The sequence below is a fragment of the Microvirga sp. M2 genome, assembly GCF_047497095.1.
Lineage (GTDB): Bacteria > Pseudomonadota > Alphaproteobacteria > Rhizobiales > Beijerinckiaceae > Microvirga.
In genome coordinates this window covers 1,537,946-1,561,837 of sequence record NZ_CP134064.1, presented here as the reverse complement: position 1 = coordinate 1,561,837, position 23,892 = coordinate 1,537,946, and the positions used below count along the sequence as shown (strand labels likewise).

The window sequence follows — 23,892 nt, the reverse complement described above, 5'->3', positions numbered from 1 at the left end:
ATTACCGGAGAGCTGCAACCGCGGCGGCGACGCCACAACCAGGCGTCGAGACCTCGTGACCGAGCGCTGTCAAACTCCGCTCGAGATAGTAGAGATCCGTCAGGATATCGGCCTCGTTGATCTGCCCCATCGTGCCAATGCGGATGACCTTTCCGCTCAGCTTGTTGCGAGCACCCGCGATCGCCGTATTGTAGTTCTCGTACATGTGTTTCACGATCTCTCCGCCGGTGAGCGGGGTCGGCACCGTAGCGACCACGACAGTGCTCGATGCGGAGGTCGGATCGCCGAATGCAGGCAGGCCGAGCCCAATGCAGCCGGCACGCAGGGCATCCGACAAGCGGCGGTGGCGGGCGAACACCTGCGATAGCCCCTCCTCGTGGATCATCTTCAGCGCCTCATGCAGGCCGAAGAGCAAGGAAACCGGGCAGGTAAAAGCTGTCTCCTGCTTGTCAACCGTGGCAAGTGCTTTCCGCATGTCGAGATAGAATCGTGCGCACCTATCGTCGCGCTCGATCACTTTGCGGGCTTTTTCGCTGACGCTGGCGAAGCCAAGGCCGGGCGGGCACATCAGCGCCTTCTGCGAACCCGTGACGATGATGTCCGCGCCCCACTCATCCTGACGCAACTCCATGCCCCCAAGCCCGCTGACCGAGTCAACCAGGAGCAACGTATCGCGATCCCGCAGGAGCGCGCCGATCGCCGATAGATCGGTTACGGCCCCGGTGGAGCTCTCATTGTGAACTGCGATAACGGCTCGGTATGATGCCTTCTCGAGCTTGGCGGCGATCATCTGTGAATCCGGCACGCAACCCCATTCACTTTCGATCACGTCGACCTCTGCGCCGAGAGCGCGAGCGATCTGTGCGTACCGCTCCCCGAACTGGCCATGCACCAGAGCGAGGACCTTCTCGCCCGGTGCGAGAATGTTGGCCAAACTCGCCTCCATGACACCGGTGCCGGAACTACTGAACGTCAGCACGGGGGCCTGCGTTCCGAACAGCGGCTTGATGAGCTGCTGGATTTCGCCGAGGATCGTGCGCATTTCCGGTCCGCGATGATTGAGGATAGGCCGGGCCGTCGCCAGGCGGATTCGCTCGGGGATCGAAATCGGGCCTGGAAGGCGCAGACGGTATGGGTAGACGGACGAGGGCGATTGAGTCACGGCGAAATGCTCCGAAAACCTGGATTGTCGATGGTCGTAAGACAGGGCTAGTGGATCACCTGTTGGATGAATTGGCGCGCCCGCTCGGTGCGCGGGGCGGAGAAGAACGTCTCGGGCGCGCCTACCTCGGCAATCGCTCCGTCAGCCATGAAGACGACCCGATCGGCCACCGCGCGGGCGAACCCCATCTCATGCGTGACACAGATCATCGTCATGCCGGTGCCCGCCAGCTCGATCATCACGTCGAGCACTTCCTTGACCATCTCCGGGTCGAGCGCCGAGGTCGGCTCGTCGAACAGCATCACATCAGGTTCCATCGCGAGCGCGCGCGCGATCGCAACGCGCTGCTGCTGCCCGCCTGAGAGCTGGTTCGGGAATTTCCGCGCCTGATGACCGATGTGGACGCGCTCCAGCAATTCCATCGCACGCGCCTCGGCCGCTGCGCGAGGCACCCGCTTCAGCTTGATCGGACCGAGGGTCAAATTATCGAGGATCGACAGATGCGGAAAAAGGTTGAAGCTTTGAAAGACCATGCCGACGCGCTGGCGTATTTTCTCGATGTTGTCGTCATCCTGAGACACGTATTCACCGCCGACCGTGATCGTGCCCTGCTCGTAGCCCTCGAGGCCGTTGATGCAGCGGATCATGGTCGATTTTCCGGATCCGGACGGACCGCAGACGACGATGCGCTCGCCCTGCCTGACCTCGAGATCGATGTTCTTGAGGACATGGAATTGGGAATACCACTTGTTGACGTTCGCAAGCTGAATGAGAGGGTTTTTCATGACGTATGTCCCAAATGCGTTCAGGAGCGCTCGGCGCGCGCGAAACCTGCCTCAATGGCGCGGCTGTAGCAGGACAACCCGAAGCTCATCAGCCAGAAGACCAGCCCGACGATGAAGTAGCCCTCGGCCTGCGACCCGGCCCAGAGCGGATCCGAAACTCCGGCTGACACGATGTTGAGCAGATCGAATAGGCCCACGACCATCACCAGCGTCGTGTTCTTCAGCAACGAAATCGTTGTGTTCACGACGCCCGGAACAACTTTCCGTACCGCCTGGGGCAGGATGATATGGAGCATGGTCCGCCAGTAGCCGAAACCGAGCGCCATCGCGGCTTCGTACTGTCCCTTCGGCAGCGCTTGCAGTCCACCGCGGACGACTTCGGCCATGTAGGCCGCCTCGTAGAAGATGATACCAATGACCGCAAGCGCGAGCGGATCCGGTTTCATGCCTAACGGCAGGAAGAACGGCAGCATAACGATCGCCATGAACAGCACGGTGACGAAGGGCACACCGCGGCAGAGCTCGATGAAGCCGATGCAGAACCACCTGATGAGTGGCAACCGGCTCCGCCGCCCCAGCGCGAAGAGCACTCCAACAGGCAAAGAGAAGGTAATGCCGGACACCGCCAGAATCAGGGTAAGAAGCAAGCCGCCCCATTGATCGCTCGGCACGAGGGGCAAGCCGGTGAAGCCGCCACGGAGCAGGACGTATGTCGTGAGCGGAAGAACCACAGCCATGAAGAAGCCGGCATAGGTCTTGCCGGGGATGCGCGGCACCATCAGCCAGGCGAGCCCGACGATCAACAATGTGAATGCGATATTCGGCCGCCAGCGCTCCATAGGCGGATAGAATCCGTAGATGAACTGCGGCGCCTTGGTGACGACAAAGGCCCAGCATGCACCTTCCTGGGTACAGTCGGCTCGGCTTGCGCCGCTCCAAGTAGCGTTGACCAGCACCCAGGGTACGGTCGCCCAAACGGCAGCGGCAAGCAGGACAACGACGGTCAGAGATAGAATCGCGTCGCGCCGGGAGGAAAAGATCCGGCGGCGCAGCCAGACCGTGATCCTTGAGGCCGGCAAAGCTGTGCTTGCAGGGGCTGGCGGGGCGTTGCCGGCATTGGGCATGACGGATGCGTCGTTCACCGTTCGGCGATCCTAGTGATGTGGTTGAACAGATTGATCAGCGCTCCGATCAGGAGACTGATGGCAAGATAGACAGCCATCGTCATGGCGACGATCTCGATGGCCCGCCCGCTCTGGTTGATGCTGATGCCGGTGAACACGCTGACCAGGTCCGGATATCCAATGGCAACTGCGAGCGATGAGCCCTTGAGGATGTTGAGATACTGGTTCGACAGCGGCGGCAGCAGGACGCGCACTGCCTGTGGGATGACGATGAAGCGCAGGGTCCGCCACCATCCAAAGCCGATCGCGGCCGCCGCCTCGCGCTGCCCCTTGTTGACAGATTCGATGCTCGCCCGGACGAGCTCGCCGATGAAGGCGGCATTGTAGATCGCCATGGCGAGAACGAGCGCCGCTAGCTCCGGTACCACGACCCAGCCGCCGACGAAATTGAAGCCCTTGAGGTGCGGAAGCGATACGGTAATCTGCGCGCCGGAGAGGGCGACCCACAGCAGCGGCAGGCCAAGCAAGACCGCCAGCGCGGGAAGCCAAATATTGACCTGGCGCCCCGTCCGTTCGGCATAGACGGTCAGGCTACGAAACAGGGCGAGCGCGGCAGCTAAGGCGATCAGAATGACCACCATGAGCAGCCCCGGCCGGTCGGCCGTCAAAGCGGGCAGGAAGATGCCGCGGTTGGACAGATAGGCCACGTCCCCAAGCGAGTGGGCGACCCGCGGCGCGGGAAACATCGTTAAGAAAATATTGTACCAGATCAGGATGTGCAGCAATTGTGGCAGGTTGCGTACGATTTCGACGTAGATGCGTGCAGCACGCGACATCGCCCAGTTCCCCGAAAGCTGCGCAATGCCGACAGCAAAGCCGAGGATGGTCGAGAGGGTGATCGCGAGAACCGTAACCAGCAGCGTGTTGGTGATGCCGATCAAAAAGACGTGCCAGTAATTGTCGCTGGCCGTATAGGGGATGAGATGGAAGGCGATCTCGAAGCCCGCTTCCTGCCAGAGGAAGTCAAAGCCGAGATTGAGACCGCGTGCGGCCAGATTGTCGTGCACATTTCCGATTGCGACATAGGCCAGCAGGGCGAGGGCGAGCACGAGCGCGCCCTGATAGAGCCATCCCATAATCTTCCGGCGCCCTGGCGTCCTCCGCGGCGGATGAATAGCACGTGAGATCGTCATCGTTTGAAGTACCGGCTTCCTATCACGGTTGAGAGGCCGGCGTCGGCGCGCCGGCCTTGGATACCTTCTGTCTCAGCGAAGGAGGGGCGAGGACATCAACCCCTTGTTGTTCCAGAGATTGTTAAGGCCACGCTCCAGCTTGATCGGGCTCTTATCTCCGACATTGCGCGCGAATATCTCTCCGTAGTTTCCGACAGCCTTGATGGCATTGAAGGCCCAGTCGTTATCGAGCCCGAGCTTGGCGCCGAAATCGCCCGTCACACCCAAGAGACGCTGCACCTCGGGCGAGGTCGACGTCTTCTTCATCTCCTCGACATTCGCCTGCGTGATTCCCATCTCTTCCGCGGCGATCAACGCGTTCAGAGTCCAGGCGACGGTGTCACGGAAGCGGCTGTCGTCCTTGCGAACGACGGGACCGATAGGCTCCATGGAAATAAGTTCCGGAAGGACAACCCAGTCATCGGGATTGCCCAGCTTGGCAACCGCGCCGGCCAGCGCGCTCAGGACGTTGGCGTAGACGTCACAACGCCCAGCGGCGAGGTTCTTCTCATTCTGGTCCCGCGTATTAGCGGTCACCGGAGTAAACTTGAGGCCGTTCTTGCGAAAGAAATCCGCCAGATTCAGCTCGTAGTTCGACCCACCCGAGACGCAAATTGAAGCGCCGTCAAGCTCCTTGGCGCTGCTCACGCCGAGCGACTTCTTGGCCAGAAAGCCCTGGCTGTCATAGAGGTACACACCCGCCCACTCGACGTTCAGCTCGATATCGCGGATGAAAGTGTGCGTCGCGGTCCGGGCCAGCACGTCGATGCCGCCCGACTGCAGCGTGGCGAAGGCCGTCTTGATCTCGAGCGGCACAAACTTGATCTTCTCCGGGTCGCCAAGGACGGCAGCTGCGACTGCCCGACAGAAGTCGACCTCGAAGCCAGTCCACTTGGCGGCGCTGTCGAGCGTGCTCATGCCGGTCTGAACGCCGGTCGAGACGCCACAGTTGAGCACGCCGCGCTCCTTGATGGCCTTCTGCGTGGCGCCGGTATCGGCCGAAGCGGCCGTTACGGCAATCATCAGGCAGCCAACGGCCAGCGTCCACTTGTTACTTAGGTTTGCGAGCATTCAGTCCTCCCAGCGTCTGTCATGAAGCGGGCCTTGCAGTTCGGTCCGCCTGCCGAGCTTGAATGACACATAACATGATAAGTATCAAGTTAATTGTCATGTTAATTAAATTGAACCGGCTTCCATGCGCAGCAGCCTTTCAGGCCGCCTGAGCCCGCGGGTTCAATAGACGGCGCCCCGCGCCGGCTGCGCCGACTGCGCGGCACCGAACTGCGAGAGCAGCCGAGACGTTCCTCCAGCCAGGACACCCACGTCGGAACCAATCGCAACGAAGCTGGCGCCAAGTTCGACATAGCTCTTCGCGAGTTCCTGATCCGCCGTCAGAATGCCGGCCGCTTTGCCGCAAGCCAGAGAGCGGCGCAGGCCATCGATAACGGCAGCTTGAACCTCGGGAGCGCCTGGATCGCCCAGGAAACCCATATCCGCGGCAAGGTCCGCCGGGCCAACGAAGATTCCGTCGACACCATCGATAGCCGCGATCTCCTCGATCGCAGCGAGACCCGCCCGGCTTTCCACCTGGAGCAGTAAGCAGATTTGCTCATTCGCCGACTGGAGATAATCCGGAAGCCGGTTATAGTGCGACGCCCGCGCCAACGCGGCTCCGACACCCCGCATGCCCTCAGGCGGATAGCGCGTCGCGCGTACGAGAGCCCGTGCTTGCTCCGCAGACTCCACCATCGGGATCAGGAGCGTTTGAGCGCCGATATCGAGGACTTGTTTGATGATCCAGGCCTCTCCGATCGGAACCCGCACGACAGGATGGCTCGCCGAGGCCGCGACGGCCTGAAGCTGCGCCGCGAGCAAGGGAACGTCGTTCGGCCCGTGTTCTGCGTCGATGAGCAACCAGTCATAACCGGCACCGGCGCAGATTTCCGCCACATAGGGACTGGCTAAGGCAAGCCACAGACCGATTTGGGGGCGTCCGGTACGGAGCGCCGCCTTGAAGGCATTGTGGGGGGCAGGCATGCGCGATCTCACTCGAAGAAACAGCCGACGGTCCCGAGGGGGCCGTAGTCAGCGATGATGGTGTCACCGTGCCGCGCCTCGACCGGACGGATGAAGGAACCCGCCAGGACGATCTGGCCGGCCGCGATATGCTCGCCGTAGATCGCGAGCCGGTTGGCCAGCCAGGCAATCCCGCGCGCCGGGTGGTTCAGCACGCCGGCGCCCAGTCCGGTTTCCTCGACCTGGCCGTTCCGCGAGACGATGGCGCCGACCCAGCGCAGATCCACTTGATCCGGACGCAGGGCGCGACCGCCGACGACAATTCCGGCATTGGCGGCGTTGTCCGAGATCGTATCGACGATCGTACGTGCCTGCTTCGTTTCGGGATCGGCGCGCAGGATTCGCGTGTCCAGGATCTCAAGGGCCGGCGTGACATACTCGGTCGCGTTCAGCACATCGAAAAGCGTGACATCCGGTCCTTTCAGATCGGACTTCATGACGAAGGCGATCTCCGCCTCGATGCGCGGCTGGATGAAGCGATCCTTGGGTACGGTGCCGCCGTCGTCGAAACGCATGTCGTCGAACAGCACCCCTGAATCGGGCGTATCGATGTTGAGCGCATATTGCATGGCCTTCGAGGTGAGGCCGATCTTCCAGCCGATTACCTTACGGCCAGCCGCGCGCTTGCGCTGAACCCAGGCGGCCTGGATCGCATAGGCGTCATCCATCGTCATTTGCGGAAAGCGCAGCGACATCAGGCCAATCTGCCTCCGTGTCCGCTCGGCCTCGTCGAGACTGAGAGCGGCAGCGGCGATATCGTCAGGTGCAAGCATCGATCAAACCTCATCGGATATCGTATTGCGGAGAAGACCGATGCCATCAGCTTCGACCTCGACGACGTCGCCAGGCTTCAGCCAGACCGGCGGGTCGAGACGCGCTCCCGCACCGGTCGGAGTACCGGTGATCAGAATGTCTCCAGGGACGAGCGTGGTGAAGGTGGAGATATAGCTGATGATCTTCCGGAACGAGAAAATCATGCGGCTCGTCCGATCGCTTTGGCGCACCTCGCCATTGACCCGGGTCGTCAAGGTGATATCCGCGATCTGGGCCTCGCCGGCAAACGGCACCAGCCAGGGACCGATCGCGCCGGAGCGGTCGAAGTTCTTGCCCTGGGTAACGTTGAACTTGGCGTGGCGAACCCAGTCTCGGATAGTTCCCTCATTCGCGAGCGTCAATGCCGCGATATGGTCCAGCGCATCGTGCTCAGGGATTCGCCGCCCCGCTTTGCCGATCACAATCGCGATTTCGCCCTCATAATCGAGCTGCTCGCTCTCCTGAGGCCGGATCAGCGGGCGGTCATGGCTCGTGAACGAACGCAGGAAGCGCGGAAACAAGGACGGGTTCGGCGGGGCGTCTTTGCCATCGTTATACTCAGCATTGCGGTCCGGGAAATTCACCCCGACACAGATGATCTTCTCGGGCGCGACGGACGGAAGTTCGTAGCGGACGCTGTCGAGGGAGAGATCGGGAGCGAACGAAGCGCCCTTTTCCTCCAGGAACGCAAAAGCGCGTTCTGCAATGACATGTTGCAGCGTCGGCCATTGTGTCCCGTACCGGACCGACAGGTCGACGACCCCCCCATCGACGACCAGACCGTATCGTACTTGATCGAGGTGAAAAAAACTTACGAACTTCGATGCCAAGACCCGCTTCCTCACAATCAGCGCAACAAAATGAACTGGCAGTACCGCCCCTCGCTCGGCTCGACGTCCGTCCTTCGACTTCGTCAACCGGACGCTGGGAATCACCCTGCAATCACCATTTAATTATCATGTTAAATATATCGCGGACAGGAATGTCAATCGGCGGCGCCGTCTCTGCGGAGCCAGAACGCAAGGTTTGTGCAATAGGGCCCCGGCAACGCGAACTATGCGGGAACATGGAAGGCGACGGACAGGAGGGATCCACCCCCTCCCCGCTTGCGCTGCGGACATCCGCAAAACAGGAAGCGGCGCCCCGCTCTCATCGATCCCACGATCCCGCGCCGGATTCCCGTCGGTCCACGATGTCGAGAGGACGTCCCGGCCGGTGCCTTACGCCCGTCCGCGGCCTTGATGAAAATCTTCGCAAGTCCTATCCGAATTGGATGACGCTTAGAGCATCGAACGCAAAGGTGAGAACCGGTTTTGCGTGAAAAGATGCTCGAACGCAGAGACCGACGGCATCGGATGTGGGATCGATGTCATGTCCGATGCTGTCAATACCTCATCGATACTCAAGACACTCGCCGGCGCCAGCCCAGTCATCCCGTCCCATGTTGGAAAGGCCGCCTGACCGGCGGCCTTTCCAATTGGTCCCGGACATGGCAGCGCCTACCGGGCGAAGTGCGTCCGGCGTTCAGTCCCGGACCGCCAGCGCATCGTGCGAAAAAGTCGCCCCGGTTTTCACGAACGTGGCCCTCCGGGTCCGCTCAAACGATGCGCTCTTTCCAAGAAGGGACCATCGGATGCAATCCTAAAAGTGGATTCCACTTCCCGCGTCCGACGCTTCAGGCTGCGTCCTCCGATGGGCCGGCGTCATCGTTTCCCCGCAGGTCTGCGATCAGGAAACCGGCGTTCTGGCGGATCTTGCCTTCGATCTCGGCTGCGATCTCGGGATTGTCCTTCAGGAAGCTCTTGGCGTTCTCACGGCCTTGGCCGAGGCGCTGGCTATCGTACGAGAACCAGGCACCGGACTTTTCGACGACGTTGGCCTTCACGCCCAGGTCGATCAGCTCGCCCATCTTCGAGATACCCTCGCCGAACATGATGTCGAACTCGACCTGCTTGAACGGCGGCGCAACCTTGTTCTTGACCACCTTCACGCGCACCTGGTTGCCGATCGGCTCATCCCGGTCCTTCAAGGTCGACGTGCGGCGGATGTCGAGGCGCACCGAGGCGTAGAACTTCAGCGCGTTGCCGCCCGTGGTGGTCTCAGGGCTGCCGTACATGACGCCGATCTTCATGCGGATCTGATTGATGAAGATCACCATGGTCTTGGTACGGCTGATCGAACCGGTGAGTTTGCGCAGGGCCTGGCTCATCAGGCGCGCCTGGAGACCCGGACGGCTCTCGCCCATCTCGCCCTCGATCTCGGCCTTCGGCGTGAGAGCGGCGACAGAGTCGATGACGAGAATATCCACCGAGCTTGAGCGGACAAGCGTATCGGCAATCTCGAGTGCCTGTTCGCCGTTGTCCGGCTGGGAGACAAGGAGATCGTCCAGGTTCACGCCGAGCTTGCGGGCATAAACGGGGTCAAGAGCATGTTCGGCGTCGATGAAGCCACAGATGCCGCCCTTCTTCTGAGCCTCGGCAATGGTCTGGAGCGCGAGTGTCGTTTTCCCCGAGGATTCCGGTCCGTAGACCTCGATAATCCGGCCGCGCGGCAGGCCGCCGACGCCCAGTGCGATGTCGAGCCCCAGCGACCCGGTAGAGATCGCCTCAACTTCGACAACCTGATCGCCGCCCAAGCGCATGATGGCGCCTTTGCCGAATGCCCGTTCAATCTGGCTGACGGCGGTCTCGATCGCCTTTGTCTTATCCATGCTCATCCCGAATCCAATGCTTAGCAGAAGGCCTCCACCCTAAGGAATTGCGTGGCGAAATAAAGAACAAAAAGAGAACATATTGTCGCGACCCTGCAGGGACGGATAAGCCGAGCCGCTTTCCGATCGGGACCACCCTGCTTTGCGTGCCCTGTTGCGGCAAGACGGGATCAGCTCCCGCGATCCGGCTGAGATGATGTCGGAGCCCGGTGCCGGCAGCGAACCAGGCGCGACCTTTCGCTGGATTCAGCGCTATGCCCCAGAGCTTGAAAAGCGGGCTCGCTCGTAGCGTGAAGCGCCATCCTTCCTGTTCTTAGCCATTGCCATTTCTTTTGTCTGCTGAGGCCATAAGCGGCCATACCGGAGATAGGCGGTCCTCGACCCGGGCAATGGCAGCGTGGCCGTTCAGTTCCGCGCGCACGATCAGGCATCAATTTACGCAGCTTTCGCCCCGTGATCGACCGTCAGCGGTTGCACTCGTTGGAATTGTCACGGATCCTGTTCTCGTCTTGATCTTCGGAGCTCCCAATGGCCCATTCGTTCGTGCCCGCCAGCACCACTCCTGGCGCTCCCGCCGGTCCCAACCAGCTCGACCTGAACGCCGACGCCGTCTGGCAGGCCAGGACGGATCTTGCTGCCTGCTTCCGCATGGCGGCCCGGTACGGTCTGGAGGAAGGCATCTGCAACCACTTCTCGGCGCTGGTTCCGGGCTATGATGACCTCTTCATCGTCAACCCTTACGGCTACGCCTTTCGGGAGCTGACGGCCTCCAGGCTGCTGATATGCGACTTCCACGGCAACGTGGTGTCCGGTGAAGGCCAGCCGGAGGCCACGGCCTTCTACATCCATGCTCGGATCCATAAGATGATCCCACGCGCCCGCGTGGCGTTTCACACCCACATGCCCTATGCGACCGCGCTTGCCATGACCGAGGGCGATCCCCTCATCTTCGCCGGGCAGACGGCCCTGAAGTTCTACGGCCGAACTGCCGTCGACACGAACTACAACGGGCTTGCTTTGGATGAGCGGGAGGGCGACCGCATCGCCGGCGCGATTGGCGATGCGGACATCGTGTTCATGAAACATCATGGCGTCATGGTGCTGGGGCCGAGCATCGCGGAGGCATGGGATGACCTCTATTATCTTGAACGCGCCTGCCAGGCTCAGTGCCTCGCGCTAGCGACCGGGCGCAAGGTTCTTCCGGTTGATCCGGCGATTGCAGAGGCGGCTTATCGTCAGATGCGGGAGGGTGATCCGGAATCTGCCAGACTGCACTTGGCCTCCATCCGGCGCACTCTGGATGTCGAGGAACCAGGATATCGGGACTGAGATAAGGTACTGGCAACCGACAGGGTGAAGGGCCGCTCCGGGTCGCGGGTGTGTGAAAACGCAGACGAGCCAGCCCTCGGAGCAATTTCGTGTCTCGTAAGCCTCAATGAACTGCGGAATCCTCGGTATGAGGGCGTGAGCGCGTCAACGGGCATACGGTCGACGCACGGGCTACTGGTATCGCCCGTGCCTTTGCAGAACCTCGATCTTGTAGCCGTCGGGATCCTGCACGAAGAAGAACTTCGCCATCAACGCACCGTCTCGGAAGAGCTCCTTGATAGCCGTCGGATTGTACCCGAGGTCCGTATGCCGTTTGTGCTCGGCTTCCAGATCGTCAACGACCATGGCGATGTGGCCGTATCCATCGCCATGGGTATAAGGCTCCTGGCGGTCGTGATTGATCGTCAGCTCCAGTTCCGTCCCACTCTCCTCGTCGAGGAGATAGACCAGGGTGAAGGTTTCGAACGGGAAGCGCGCCGCCTCCTTGAGGCCGAATGCCTCCTCGTAGAAGGCCTTCGAGCGGTTTTCGTCCGCGACCCTGATCATCACATGAACGTACTTGGCCATCGTGGTTCTCCTCATCGCCCGTCGCAGACGCCACTCATGCGGCGGCCGTTCGACCGCCACCCATTATTGACGTTCTACGGAAGCCTGCCCTTATTCATTCGCCCGGAGTCGAACCCTCTGGCCCGGTTGGAGATCAGATCTCCCGCTGGCCCATCTGATCGGCGATGTAGTCGGCCTGACGGATTGCCAAAGTCACGATTGTCAGCGTCGGGTTCTCCGAGGCTCCGGTCGTGAACTGGCTCCCGTCCGAGACGAATAGGTTCTTCACGTCCCAGGTCTGCCCCCACTTGTTGACCACACCGTCGCGGGCATTGGCACTCATCCGGTTGGTGCCGAGATTGTGCGTCGAGGGATAGGGCGGCGTCTCGTAGACTTCGCGAGCGCCTGCCGCCTTGTAGACCTCGATGCCCTGCCGATAGGCATGGCTGCGCATCGCAATGTCGTTGGGGTGATCGTCGAAGTGCACGTTCGGAATAGGCATGCCGAACTTGTCCTTCTCGGTGGCGTGCAGCGTCACCCGATTGGTCTCTCGCGGCATGTCCTCGCCTACGATCCACATGCCCGCCATGTTCGGGTACTGCTCCATCCTATGTGCGAAGTCCTTGCCCCATGAACCGGGATCGAGGAACGCTCCCATGAACGGCAGACCGAGACTCAAGGTCTCCATCTCGTAACCGCCGGCAAAGCCTCGCTCCGGTCGATGCCCGGATTCGTCCCGGATGATGCCCGCCATGGTCGTGCCGCGGAACATGTGCACGGGCTTGTCGAACGCCGCATAGACGGAGCCGGTGACGTGCCGCATGTAGTTTCGTCCGACCTGCCCTGAGCTGTTGGCGAGACCATCCGGGAATTTGGAAGAGGCTGAGTTGAGAAGCAGCCTCGGGCTCTCGATCGAATTGCCAGCGACACAGACGACGCGTGCCTTTTGGACGTGTTGCTGTCCATCGCTCGAGACGTAAAGGACGCCGGTGACTTTCCCGGCCGCGTCGTGCTGGATTTGGAGCACGTGGCTTTCGGGCCTGAGCTCCAGCTTGTCGGTTGCAAGCGCTGCCGGGATCTCGGAATTCAGCGTGCTCCATTTCGCCTGGCTCTTGCAGCCTTGGAAGCAAAAGCCGATCTGCTGACAGCTCGGACGATCATGGCGTGGCTCGCTGTTGATTGCCATGCGGCCGGTATGGACCTCCTTGTAGCCGACCCGCTTGGCCCCCGTATAAAGCACTTTGAAGTTGTTGTTGCCGGGAAGGCCCGGGATACCATTGGTCCGGGTCACCCCCATCTTATCCTCGGCCTTAGCATAGTAAGGCTCCAGTTCAGCGAGCGTGATCGGCCAATCCAGCAGGTTGGCACCTTGGATGTCGCTATAGGTCGAGCGGATCCGGAACTCATGCTCCTGGAAGCGGAGCGAGGCTCCTGCCCAATGCGTGGTGGTGCCTCCGACCGTCTTGCAGATCCAGGCCGGCAGGTTGGGAAAGTCCTTGGCAATCCGCCACGTGCCGGAGGTCGTGCGTTTGTCGAGCCAAGCCAATTGGGCAAAGCTCGCCCACTCGTCATTGACGAATGTGTCGGCGTTCTCTTCCTTCCCGGCTTCGAGGAGCACGACAGGGATGCCCTTCTGGCAAAGCTCGTTGGCAAGGGTCCCGCCGCCTGCACCGGAGCCGATGATGACGACGACGCTGTCGTCTGAAAGGTTGTACTGGGCCATCGTGATCCTCCCGTCTCAACCCGTGTATGCCGGTGGGCTTGCCTCGGTATCCGGCTGCATCGTCCAACCCGCGTCCTGAAAACCGCGGAAGAGATAGCCACCGTCCTGGGCGGAGCTGCCCTGGTAGCCGAAGGTTGGCCAGATATTCTTGTTGTTATAGAGGGCGACGACCGTGTGGCCGCGAAGGGTCTGGAAGAACTTGCTGGCCTCGATGTGCTTCAGGGCATCGACCTGATAGCCTTCGGACAAGGCGAGCCAGGGTATGCCGTAGGCCCTATCAAGCTCGGCAATGCCTTCCGCGACCAGGGTCTTGAGCGTGTCGTCGGCCTGCATCTTGGTATCGAATGCCTCGACCACCTCCGCATAGTAGATGTCGCCGAGCATGTCGTGAGGGTAGAGATGCCGCGTGACGGCGAGCAGGACTTTGGCCTGATCTGGCGGCAGGACCTTCAGGGTCACGGCCCAGGCCTCATTGGACGCCATGATCGTGGTGGCACCGCCCACGACCATCACGCTGGCCGCGGCCGTGACAGCACCTCGAATGAACTCCCGGCGATTGAGGATGCGTTTCGTCATACAGTCCCTCCCGGAGCCGACGGTCGCGTTCGTTGGGATGACTCTTGTTGACGGCGGCAACATCCGCTGATCACTGCCGTATTGCCAGCAGGCGCGCACCATGTCCGCCGTCCCGAGCCTGAGAGGGCGGAACTTCAGGAAGTAGGCCCGATTGGTCGAATGGGGTCAAGCCTTTGGCAGCGCTCAGAAGGGGGCGTGCTGCACGGTCATCGTGGGTCATTCGATGTAGAGCAATCCCGGTTCCTCCAGAGCCTTGTCGCGGCTTCGAGCGAAACTGCGAGGCTGCGCAGCTGAGGCCCAATCCGGACGCCTGTCCCTTCAGCGCTTGTAAACCCCGATCACCTCCGCCTCGGCAATGATGTGAGGCTGCGCTTTATTCCAAATCTCCTCAGCCTTTGCTGAAGCTGGTAGGTCGAGCCTCGGGACATCAAGGGCGGCCAGCCGGAAATGATAATGGTGCGGGCCATGGCCCCTCGGCGGCTGGGGACCGTCATAGCGGGCGTTCCGGAATCCGTTGACGCCCTCCCCCGCCCCGCCGCGTCCTTGCGTGGACGCCCCTTCCGACAAGCCGGCTTCACTGGCCGGAATGTTGTACAGCGCCCAGTGCCGGAACGTGCCCGACGGCGCATCGGGATCCTCGACGATCAGCACGAAGCTCTTGGTTTCGGGCGGCGCATCGCGCCACTCCAGCGGCGGCGAGAGGTTCTCGCCGTCGCGGGTGTACCGGGTCGGGATGGCGTCGCCGTCCCGGAAGGCCGAGCTGGTGATGGTGAGCGGCATCGCTCTCCTCCTTCTTCGCAAGAGCTATCAAGAGCTATAATATAGAGGCCTCACATGTCGGTTCGCGGCTGCCCCCATGGGTTTGGATCCCCTGCTTGAATTCGGGATGACCTGCCACAGCGGCCAATCGCGGCAAGGCCTCAAGGAGCCGGCCTTCGACACTGCGGACCTCCTGGTGCTCGGCGATGTACGGATCGCGAAGACCGTTGACGTTCACGGGGCACCTTCTCTGTTCCAACGTTGAGCCTCGTCCAGAAGCGTGGTTACCTCCCGGTCCGAGGTTTGGCGGAAATCGTCATAGTGCTCGCCCACGGCATAGAACGGCTCAGGGGTCATCAGGCAGACGACCTCGTCCGCCTCTGTTCGGAGCTGTTCGACGGTGTCCGCGGGCGCGACGGGAACGGCCAGGATGAGCCGGGCGGGATGCGCCCTGGACAAGCCCTTCAACGCGGCCCGCACGGTGCCGCCTGTGGCGATGCCGTCATCCACCACGATGGCGACGCGCCCCCCCACGTCGACTGGCCGCCGGCCCGCGAGATAATGCTCTCGCCGGCGCTCGATCTCCTTGAGCTGCCGCTGGATTTCCTCCTCGATATAGCCCGACGGCACGCCGATCCGATCAATTGCCTCCTCGTTGAGCACGACCTGAGGGTGAGCTCCGTCGACCACCGCGCCCAGGCCGAATTCGGCTTGGCCGGGAGCCCCGATCTTGCGCACGAAGATCAGATCGAGCGGCGCCCGCAGGCCTTTGGCGACTTCGAACGCCACCGGCACACCGCCGCGGGGAAGCGCCAGCACGACCGGGTGCTGCGCAGCATAGGGCCTCAAACGAGGGACAAGCTGCCGTCCGGCATCGGCGCGGTCGCGAAAGCTCAGATCCTCGGGATGCATGGCATCAGCCTCCTTGCAGCAAGTGCGGGGCGACCCGGTTCCGCGCCTGGATCATCTTCCGGGAAGGTCGCTCGAGCAGCCTGCAGGGGAACGCAGCAGGTGCCCGTCCCGTTTCCCGGCAAGCGACAGGAGGAACGGATGACCGACACGACTGTGAAGAAGGTCAGCAGCGCCCATTCGCCGACCGGTGATCAAGGCGAGGTCCATCTCGCGTCCGGCAAGCGCGTTTCGATGCGGTTGTGGCGGGATGAGGAGCCCACCAAGGATAAGCCCACGCACAAGCACGAGTACGAGGTGGTCGGCTACGTGATCGCGGGGCGGGCCGAGCTGCAGATCGAGGGGCAAACCGTTCGGTTGGAGCCAGGCGATTCCTGGGTGGTTCCGGCGGGCGCCGAGCACACCTATCGGATCCTTGAGACCTTCACGGCCGTCGAAGCGACCGCTCCGCCGGCGCAGGTGCATGGCCGCGAGCGATCCTGATCATCGCCTCGGGACGGCCTCGAATTGCGGGCTCGTGTGGTATTCTTCTATCGGCACTGCCATGTCTGGATGGTGCCCGTTCGGCACCGTGATGATCGATGACGGTTGGGCTCACCCGGGCGGGTGCCGTCACGTCTGCGCCTGTGAATGCGGTCCTTCATGAGCGCAGGCCATGATGCTTACGCTGAAGCTGGTCCCGTCGCATCATCGCGCTTGACCGACGCAAGACGACGCCACGGGCTTTTCCAGATCCGGCGGTCCGTGTCCGCTTTGGCTTCACATCATCTCATCGTCATCGTGCCAACTGGGTTGCCCTTTGCCGCCGACCCGGCAAATCCCTTGCTCCCTGGCTCATAAACCGTGCACCTGGCCAGCGCCATGGCCACCACCTTGAACGGCTTCCTGGCCAAGAGGATCCCGAGGATTACTCCGCCAGCTCGCGCATGACCTCGATCAGACGGGACTTGCCCTCAAAGCCGATACCATCCAACTCGGGCATGACGATGTGACCATCCTCAACCCGTACTCCGTCCGGAAAGCCGCCATAGGGCTGGAAAAGGTCGGGGTAGCTCTCATTGCCGCCGAGGCCGAGTCCGGCTGCGATGTTGAGCGACATCTGGTGTCCGCCATGCGGGATGCAACGGGACGCCGACCAGCCGAACTGGGCAAGCATGTCGAGGATGCGCAGGTATTCAACCAGGCCGTAGCTCAGGGCACAATCGAATTGCAGCCAGTCACGGTCCGGGCGCATGCCGCCGTACCGCAGGAGGTTGCGCGCGTCCTGGTGCGAGAACAGGTTCTCGCCGGTCGCCATCGGGCCGGGATAGTACTCGGACAGGGCGGCCTGAAGTGCGAAATCGAGGGGATCGCCCGCCTCCTCGTACCAGAACAAACGGTATTGGCGCAGCATTTTGGCATAGGCGACAGCCGTCTCGAGAGAGAACCGTCCATTCGCATCGACCGCGAGTTGCGCCTGTGTGCCGAGCTCGCTGAGCACCGCCTCGATCCGGCGCTGATCCTCCGCGATCGGGGCGCCGCCGATCTTCATCTTCACGACCGTGTAGCCACGGTCGAGATAGCCGCGCATCTCGGACCGGAGCGCCCTATCGTCCTTGCCCGGATAATAGTAGCCCCCTGCTGCATAGACGAAGACTCTTGGGTTCGCCTCACGCCCATGGCGCTCTGCCAGAAGCCGAAACAGCGGCTTGCCGGCAATCTTGGCCGTGGCATCCCAGATCGCCATGTCGAGTGTGCCTACCGCCACCGAACGCTCGCCATGCCCGCCGGGCTTCTCGTTCCTCATCATTGTGGCCCAGATCCTGTGCGGATCCAGGTTGCTGCCGCTCTCGTCGAGCAGGCTGTCGGGTGCAGCCTCAAGGATGCGGTCGCGGAAGCGCTCGCGGATGAGGCCTCCCTGGCCATACCGGCCGTTCGAGTTGAAGCCGTAGCCGACGACGCGACGTCCGTCGCGCACCACGTCGGTCACGACAGCAACAAGGCTCGTGGTCATCTTCGAGAAATCGATATAGGCGTTGCGGATCGGCGAGGCGATCGGCTTGGTGATTTCGCGAACGTCGATGATGCGCATCAATGGCTTCCTCAAGGTCAAGTGCATCCGAGGGTCGAGCGATGTGACGACATCGCTCCGCTTCGCTCTATGCTGCCGCAGCGCCGGTCGTCTCCTTTTTCACCCCGACGAACGCTCTGAATGAGCGCTCGATCACGGCCGGGTCGACCCCTCTCGCGATGATGACGAGCTTTGTCGATATGCCTCCCTCTGGCCAAGCGGACAAATGCATCGGCTTGTGGATCAAATGCTGAACTCCCTGAACAACGACGGGCGTTTCAACATTCTCGATGGAAAGAAGCCCCTTAAGGCGCAGAATGTCCTTGCCGTGCCGGTTCAGCAACATTGAAAGCCAGAGAGCGAACCGCGCCCAATCGAGAGGAACCGTCGCGGTTAGTACGAAGGCGCGAACATCACCGTGCCGGTTCACATCATGATGGTGATCGGGATGGTGTGGATGGTTGATCTCGGACGAAATCCAGCGCGAAACCTCGCCCGCTCGAGATTCGAGACTGTGAACGTCGCTTGAGAAGAGCGAAGGACTGGGAGTGCAGCCTTCATCCAGCAGCACGATGTCAGCAGCCGGATTGATGGTCGACAGCCTGTTCTTCAACGCATCGGTAGCGCCTCGATTGACGAGGTCGATCTTCGATACGATCAGCCTGTCGGCAACTGCGGTCTGTCGCAGCGACTCCGGGTATTTCTCGATATTCTCGGCACCATTGACCGCGTCGACGACCGTGACGATATTCCCGACCCGGACCTGGTGGCGAAGGATCGGATCTGCCACCAGAGTTGCGATGATTGGGGCGGGATCAGCCAATCCGGTGGTCTCGATGATCAGTCTCGAGAACGAAGGTATCTGGTTCCTCTCCCGCCGTTCCAGGAGACTAAGGATCGCGTCTTTCAAGTCGACCCGGATCGTACAGCAGATGCAGCCACTTTTCAGGAGAACCACCTCATCGTCGATTTCCTCGACGAGAAGGTGATCGATCCCAACCTCTCCAAATTCGTTGATGATCACTGCTACGTCGCTGAGGTCTGGCTGCTCGAGCAACCGCTTGAGCAGAGAGGTTTTCCCTGATCCGAGAAACCCTGTCAGAATGTTGATCGTGATGGATCTCCGTTCCGCTTGGGGAAGTGCTGAATCGTTCTCAGGTTCTGTCATCGCGCGCAGCCTCCAGTGCTTCAATCAACGCCAGATCCAATGGATCGCATGCTTGGCCCGTCATCTGCTCGGCCACAGCCCAGAGACCGCCGAGATTGTCAACGACCGCGCTCTTCCCAGTGCGTCCGACGAGTGTGAACCTGTTTGTCCACCCGGTGAGCTTGAGTCCGTAGTAGCCGAGGATCCGGTTGGCCTCAGCCGATCGCCGCCTGCGTTCGGCAAAGGGTGACGAGACACCTGAAGCGAGACCGTCAGTCCAGTGATCGGAAGCTCCGAAAGTCCCACATAATCCGCACATGGTGCCCGTCACCTCTCTTGAGTGCCCTATCGGGCCTCGATCACGATTGCGGTCGAGCGGAGCCCGACTTGGGGAAGCGCTCGGCGAAGTCCGAGGCGATCTCTTCCATCGTTACGAAGCGTACGCCGTCATGGCCCTTCATGTATTCGAAAAGTCGCTGATGCATTTGAAGTACGTGCGGCTTACCCGATACGTCCGGATGAATGGTCAGCGGGAACACCGCATAATCGTAGTTCTCGTACACCCAATCGAATTGATCCCGCCACATCTGCTCGATGTCCCGAGGATTGACGAAACCATGGCTGTTCGGCGAAGCCTTGATGAACATCATTGGCGGCAGGTCGTCCAAATACCAGGATGCGGGAATTTCGATCAGATCGGTTTCCTGCCCTGAAACGTAGGGCTTCATCCAGGAAGACGCCTCCTGCGAGTAGTCGATCTTCGTCCACTTGTCGCCAACTGTAACATAGTATGGATGGTGATCGTTATGCATCAGCGAGTGGTCGTATTTGATGCCCTTCTTCAAGAGAAGCTCGTTAGTCTTTGAGCCGAACTCCCACCAGGGCGCCACGTAACCCCGCGGGGGCTTCCCTGCAAGTTTCGCGATGAGGTCTACGCACTTGTCGAAGACGGCTTCTTCCTGCTGCGGCGTCATGGCAATTGGATTTTCATGGCTATAGCCATGCATCCCGATTTCATGGCCGGCATCGGCGACAGCCTTCATTTCGTCCCAGAAGGTCTCGATCGAGTGACCTGGAATGAACCACGTCGTCTTGATCCCCCATTTTTCGAACATGCGTAAAAGGCGCGGTGCACCTACGCGCCCTGCAAAGACGCCGCGTGAAATGTCGCACGGGCTATCCTCACCACCATAGGAGCCAAGCCACCCTGCTACGGCATCGACGTCGATACCGTAGGAAATCATGATATTCTTTGCCATCTGCTTTCCTTCCTCCTTGTTCGTGATGGATCGCGAGATCGCTGGGTCCCGGGATCATGTCACCTCTTTGAGCGTGATGTTTGCGCGAGCACAGGCTCGGCTCAGGTGCTGTCGCATGTAGTATGCGGCACCGGCCGGATCCCTCATCGCCAGAGCCTCGACAATTCGCTCGTGTTCGATGACCGGCTGCCAGAACCGGTCCGGCACCTCCAAAGGCAGCCGCTGGCTTTCATTCACCACCCGAGCAAAACTGGCGTGGATGTCTGCCAAGAGCCTGTTTTGGGAGAATTTGATGATGAGTTGATGAAATTCGAAGTCCGTCTGCACGAACATAGCGTAGTCCGAACGCTGCCGTGCCCGTCGAAAGGCCTCGAGATTTTTCTGGATCTCATCGAACTCGGCCTGGGTGTGATTCATAGCCGCGAGCTGCGCAGCATAACTTTCGGCAATATACCGGAATTGGAACACCTCTTCGGGCGGATAGCTCTGCTCCAAGGGCCAGCGTTCCCTTGCGGAAAGGGCCTCCTTGTTCGGAAAATCCCGGACGAAGGTTCCCCTGCCCCGCTCGATCGAGATGACACCGCTCGTGGCCAGGATCGCCAATGCCTCCCGCAATGAGGGACGACTGACGTTCAATTCCTGAGCAAGTTCTCTTTGGGAAGGCAATGCTTCGCCAACAGCGAACCGACCGCTCCGAATAATCGCCAGTAGAGTCGATGCGGTCGCCTGTGACACGCTCTGGCCTGGCTCACGCCTCACTTCGCCCTCAATAGGCATCATCGTTTCATCCATAGGCATGATCCACCTGCCGACATTCTAATCTTCACGGCAGCTATTGCGCACCGAAGGCTCCAACGGCAAGTTCCTTCTTCCCTCTTGCAGCGATGCTGCGTGCATTCCTCTTCCGATAAACCCGGCGTCTTGCTCAGACCATGACATCCCCACCATTGGGGTTCATTGTCGCTCCGACATAGTAGGCGCCCTCATCCGATGCGAGGAGAACCGCAGTCGGTGCGATCTCATCGACGGTCCCGGCTCGCCCGATCGGCAACTCGGAAAGCTTCCGCTTTTTCCATGCCTCGGGCAAGGCGCGGAACAGTTCCGTCTCGATAGGACCTGGGCAAATGGCATTGGCCGTGATCCCGAGGCGCGCGACCTCGTATGCAAGAGAGCGCGTGAACCCGATCACACCCGCCTTGGCCGCGGCATAGTGGGCCATTTCGGGTGCTCCCTTGTGGCCAAGCTGGGAGGAGATGTTAATGACGCGCCCATACCGACGCTTCATCATTCCCGGCAGAACTGCTCTGGTGCACAGGAACACGCCGCGCAGGTTGACTGACATCATTTGATCCCACATCGCCGTCGGCATCTCGGCCACGACGGAGGTGGTGTCGATCCCGGCATTGTTCACGATGATGTCAATCCGTCCGAGAGCCTCGACAACGTGAGCGACCGCAGCCTCAACCTGGCCTTCGTCGCTCACATCGGCTGCCACGGCAATTCCCTCGCGCCCCTGCGCCGAGACCTTTGCCGCCGTTGCCTCAGCGGCAGAGAGAGTCAAGTCAAGGACGGCAACGTTCGCCCCTTCACGTGCAAATGCAACTGCGATCGCTTCACCGATGCCACGGCCGCCGCCGGTCACGAGCGCCCTCTTTCCTTCCAGTCTTCCGATCATGGTCGCTCCTCATTCAGCAACTGTATATGGGGTCGAGTCTTGATAGCTGGCCCGCCTAGAATTCGTTCGGCTTCAACCATGAAGGCTGTGAACACCTCGGAATCCGGGATTGCCGACGCCACTTCCTCATGCCTGAAGCAATGAACCTGGTGTCCTGCCCCAACTGTCTCGGCTCGGGGCATCTCGGCGCGGCACCGATCCGTCGCGAAGGGGCACCGCGAGGCAAGAAAGCACCCCTTCGGCAAATTTATCGGACTTGGGATCTCGCCCTTCAGGCTGACTTTCGTCTCCATCTTGAGGTGCGGATGCGGGAGGAGAACAGAGGACAGGAGCCCGCTCGAGTATGGATGCCGAGGTTTGTTGAACACCGTTGCGGCATCCCCCTGTTCCACGATCATGCCCAGATACATGACGGCAACACGATGGCTGATGAACCGCACGGTCGATAGATCGTGCGAGATGAACAGATAAGACGTTCCCCTCTCCGCCTGGATTTGCCGCAGCAGATCCATGATTTCCGCACGCGCCGTAGGGTCCAACGCCGATGTCGGCTCGTCCAGAACGACCAGTTCCGGTTGCGTCACCATGGCCCGGGCGATACCGATCCGCTGCTGTTGACCGGCCGAGAGGTCGGACGGATAGGCCTCCAGGATCTCCGGGTCCAGCCTGACCAGCTTGATCGCCCCGTGCACACGTTTACGTCGTTCAGAGCTTTCGACCCGCAGTGCAACCAGCGGCTCCTCAATGGTTCGTCCAACCCTCATGCGAGGATCGAGCGACTCAGCGGGTTCTTGGAAGACCAGTTGAATTTTCCCGAGGAGATCGCTGGACCGGCGGCGCTGACCGATCAGATCGTGACCCTTGAATTGAATTCTGCCGCTTGTCGGTTGGGTAAGTCCTACTATCGACCGTCCGACCGTTGTCTTGCCGGATCCACTTTCTCCCACGAGCCCTAACGTTTCGCCCTCGGCAATGCTGAAACTCACATCGTTGATGGCCTGGACGACGTTACGGGAGCCGACGATCGGAAAGTGCTTTACGAGATTCTGCACATTCAGTACCGACGTCATGTGTGCCTCACCGGAAAGTAGCATCGCGCGAAATGTCCGGGCGATTGCTCTACGAGCGGTGGTGCTGCGTCCACGCAGCATGGTTGTGCGAGCGGACACCGGGCTGCATAGGCGCAGCCGAATCCGGGCACACCTCGCTTCCGATCGTCCGTGACCGTCCAGGCTGTGCGCAGCTTGGGATTGTGGGAAAACGCTGCGAGCAGCATCAATGTGTAGGGATGGCTCGGGCGCAGGAAGAATTCCTCTCGTGGCGCGATCTCCATGATCTCGCCATTGTAGAGCACTGCAACACGATCACAGAAATGCGCCGTAATGCCGACATCGCGGGTAATGAACAGCATCGAGCTGCCATGCTCGATAGTCAACTTCCGAAGCAAATCGAGAACTTGAGACTGGACCGTTACGTCCAGTCCACTTGTGGCATCATCGGAGATGACAAAGGCGGGATTGCAGATCAGCGCAATTGCGATCACCGCGCGCTGAGCCATGCCGCCGGAGAGTTCATGGGGATATGCGCCCATCCTCCTTTCCGGGTCTGGAATCTGGACGGCTCGCAACATCTCCAGGGCGAGCCGCCTTCCCTCAGACCGGCTCACGCCCAGGTGAGCCTTGGCCACATTCATGATCTGATCACCGACGGTCAGAACCGGGTTAAGCTCGCCGCGTGGGTTCGGAACAACCATGGCGATCTTCCGCCCGCGGAGCTTGTGCAGCTCCCGCTCGGGAAGTGCCAGAATATCCTGACCGTCGAGCAGAATGCGACCGCCGGAGATCCGACTCGGAACAGGCGGAAGCCCCAGGATCGACCGCGCGAGCGTTGTCTTGCCAGCTCCGCTTTCGCCCACCAGGCCGAGGATCTCACCCGCACCGACCTGTAGATCGACACCCTTCAGGACCATGCGCGGCGCACCGGAAGCCGTTGGGAATTCCACGCGCAGATCCTCCAC

General features: G+C 60.9%; 23 protein-coding genes. 2 read left to right on the top strand and 21 right to left on the bottom strand.

Annotated elements, in window-relative coordinates:
- Position 1: 1 nt before the first annotated feature.
- From RE429_RS26875 to recA, 9 genes are all read right to left on the bottom strand, one after another.
- Positions 2-1,042, bottom strand: a complete 1,041-nt coding sequence (locus RE429_RS26875; RefSeq protein WP_414474772.1) for a pyridoxal-phosphate-dependent aminotransferase family protein — start codon at positions 1,040-1,042, stop codon at positions 2-4.
- A gap of 167 nt (positions 1,043-1,209) precedes the next feature.
- A complete protein-coding gene (locus RE429_RS26870; RefSeq protein WP_414474771.1) occupies positions 1,210-1,947 on the bottom strand; it encodes an amino acid ABC transporter ATP-binding protein in 738 nt (245 codons plus the stop codon).
- A 20-nt stretch (positions 1,948-1,967) separates the two neighbouring features.
- A complete protein-coding gene (locus tag RE429_RS26865; RefSeq protein ID WP_414475950.1) occupies positions 1,968-3,071 on the bottom strand; it encodes an amino acid ABC transporter permease in 1,104 nt (367 codons plus the stop codon).
- Between the two features lie 14 nt (positions 3,072-3,085).
- Positions 3,086-4,180, bottom strand: a complete 1,095-nt coding sequence (locus tag RE429_RS26860) for an amino acid ABC transporter permease (RefSeq protein WP_414474770.1) — start codon at positions 4,178-4,180, stop codon at positions 3,086-3,088.
- Positions 4,181-4,336: 156 nt separating this feature from the next.
- A complete protein-coding gene (locus RE429_RS26855; protein ID WP_414474769.1) occupies positions 4,337-5,374 on the bottom strand; it encodes an amino acid ABC transporter substrate-binding protein in 1,038 nt (345 codons plus the stop codon).
- A 162-nt stretch (positions 5,375-5,536) separates the two neighbouring features.
- Complete coding sequence (hpaI, locus tag RE429_RS26850; RefSeq protein ID WP_414474768.1) at positions 5,537-6,340, bottom strand: 4-hydroxy-2-oxoheptanedioate aldolase; 804 nt, start codon at positions 6,338-6,340, stop codon at positions 5,537-5,539.
- Positions 6,341-6,348: 8 nt separating this feature from the next.
- Positions 6,349-7,152, bottom strand: coding sequence for a 2-oxo-hept-4-ene-1,7-dioate hydratase (gene hpaH, locus RE429_RS26845; RefSeq protein WP_414474767.1), 804 nt, complete (start codon positions 7,150-7,152; stop codon positions 6,349-6,351).
- A 3-nt stretch (positions 7,153-7,155) separates the two neighbouring features.
- On the bottom strand, positions 7,156-8,022 hold the full coding sequence (locus RE429_RS26840) for a fumarylacetoacetate hydrolase family protein (RefSeq protein ID WP_414474766.1): 867 nt from the start codon (positions 8,020-8,022) through the stop codon (positions 7,156-7,158).
- Between the two features lie 845 nt (positions 8,023-8,867).
- The gene (gene recA / locus RE429_RS26835) at positions 8,868-9,908 is read right to left on the bottom strand and encodes a recombinase RecA (protein WP_414474765.1); all 1,041 of its coding nucleotides are present in this window, start codon (positions 9,906-9,908) and stop codon (positions 8,868-8,870) included.
- A gap of 522 nt (positions 9,909-10,430) precedes the next feature.
- On the opposite strand from recA, the gene RE429_RS26830 reads away from it, so the two are divergent.
- A complete protein-coding gene (locus RE429_RS26830; protein WP_414474764.1) occupies positions 10,431-11,231 on the top strand; it encodes an aldolase in 801 nt (266 codons plus the stop codon).
- 171 nt (positions 11,232-11,402) lie between these two features.
- Here RE429_RS26830 and RE429_RS26825 read toward each other — a convergent pair whose 3' ends face one another.
- The 5 genes from RE429_RS26825 to RE429_RS26805 form a co-directional block, all read right to left on the bottom strand.
- Positions 11,403-11,798 carry a VOC family protein gene (locus RE429_RS26825; RefSeq protein ID WP_414474763.1) on the bottom strand — a complete coding sequence of 132 codons (396 nt, stop codon included), beginning with the start codon at positions 11,796-11,798 and terminating at the stop codon, positions 11,403-11,405.
- 133 nt (positions 11,799-11,931) lie between these two features.
- Positions 11,932-13,500: a GMC family oxidoreductase gene (locus RE429_RS26820; protein ID WP_414474762.1), complete on the bottom strand. Its 1,569-nt coding sequence runs from the start codon at positions 13,498-13,500 to the stop codon at positions 11,932-11,934.
- Positions 13,501-13,515: 15 nt separating this feature from the next.
- Positions 13,516-14,076 (bottom strand): twin-arginine translocation signal domain-containing protein, encoded by a 561-nt coding sequence (locus RE429_RS26815; protein ID WP_414474761.1) that lies wholly within the window; start codon positions 14,074-14,076, stop codon positions 13,516-13,518.
- Between the two features lie 318 nt (positions 14,077-14,394).
- Positions 14,395-14,856 carry a YbhB/YbcL family Raf kinase inhibitor-like protein gene (locus RE429_RS26810; protein WP_414474760.1) on the bottom strand — a complete coding sequence of 154 codons (462 nt, stop codon included), beginning with the start codon at positions 14,854-14,856 and terminating at the stop codon, positions 14,395-14,397.
- 213 nt (positions 14,857-15,069) lie between these two features.
- Complete coding sequence (locus RE429_RS26805) at positions 15,070-15,747, bottom strand: phosphoribosyltransferase (RefSeq protein ID WP_414474759.1); 678 nt, start codon at positions 15,745-15,747, stop codon at positions 15,070-15,072.
- 138 nt (positions 15,748-15,885) lie between these two features.
- On the opposite strand from RE429_RS26805, the gene RE429_RS26800 reads away from it, so the two are divergent.
- Positions 15,886-16,227: a cupin domain-containing protein gene (locus RE429_RS26800; protein ID WP_414474758.1), complete on the top strand. Its 342-nt coding sequence runs from the start codon at positions 15,886-15,888 to the stop codon at positions 16,225-16,227.
- Between the two features lie 424 nt (positions 16,228-16,651).
- On the opposite strand, the gene RE429_RS26795 is transcribed toward RE429_RS26800, so the two are convergent.
- From RE429_RS26795 to RE429_RS26765, 7 genes are all read right to left on the bottom strand, one after another.
- Positions 16,652-17,815, bottom strand: a complete 1,164-nt coding sequence (locus tag RE429_RS26795) for a mandelate racemase/muconate lactonizing enzyme family protein (protein WP_414474757.1) — start codon at positions 17,813-17,815, stop codon at positions 16,652-16,654.
- Positions 17,816-17,882: 67 nt separating this feature from the next.
- Complete coding sequence (locus tag RE429_RS26790; RefSeq protein ID WP_414474756.1) at positions 17,883-18,962, bottom strand: CobW family GTP-binding protein; 1,080 nt, start codon at positions 18,960-18,962, stop codon at positions 17,883-17,885.
- Between the two features lie 338 nt (positions 18,963-19,300).
- The gene (locus RE429_RS26785) at positions 19,301-20,200 is read right to left on the bottom strand and encodes a polysaccharide deacetylase family protein (protein WP_414474755.1); all 900 of its coding nucleotides are present in this window, start codon (positions 20,198-20,200) and stop codon (positions 19,301-19,303) included.
- Positions 20,201-20,254: 54 nt separating this feature from the next.
- Positions 20,255-20,992, bottom strand: a complete 738-nt coding sequence (locus RE429_RS26780) for a FadR/GntR family transcriptional regulator (RefSeq protein ID WP_414474754.1) — start codon at positions 20,990-20,992, stop codon at positions 20,255-20,257.
- 133 nt (positions 20,993-21,125) lie between these two features.
- Positions 21,126-21,875, bottom strand: coding sequence for an SDR family NAD(P)-dependent oxidoreductase (locus RE429_RS26775; protein ID WP_414474753.1), 750 nt, complete (start codon positions 21,873-21,875; stop codon positions 21,126-21,128).
- A complete protein-coding gene (locus RE429_RS26770; RefSeq protein ID WP_414474752.1) occupies positions 21,872-22,945 on the bottom strand; it encodes an oligopeptide/dipeptide ABC transporter ATP-binding protein in 1,074 nt (357 codons plus the stop codon). Before RE429_RS26770 ends, RE429_RS26775 begins: the two co-directional genes overlap by 4 nt.
- Positions 22,942-23,844: an ABC transporter ATP-binding protein gene (locus RE429_RS26765; RefSeq protein WP_414474751.1), complete on the bottom strand. Its 903-nt coding sequence runs from the start codon at positions 23,842-23,844 to the stop codon at positions 22,942-22,944. Before RE429_RS26765 ends, RE429_RS26770 begins: the two co-directional genes overlap by 4 nt.
- Positions 23,845-23,892: the final 48 nt, after the last annotated feature.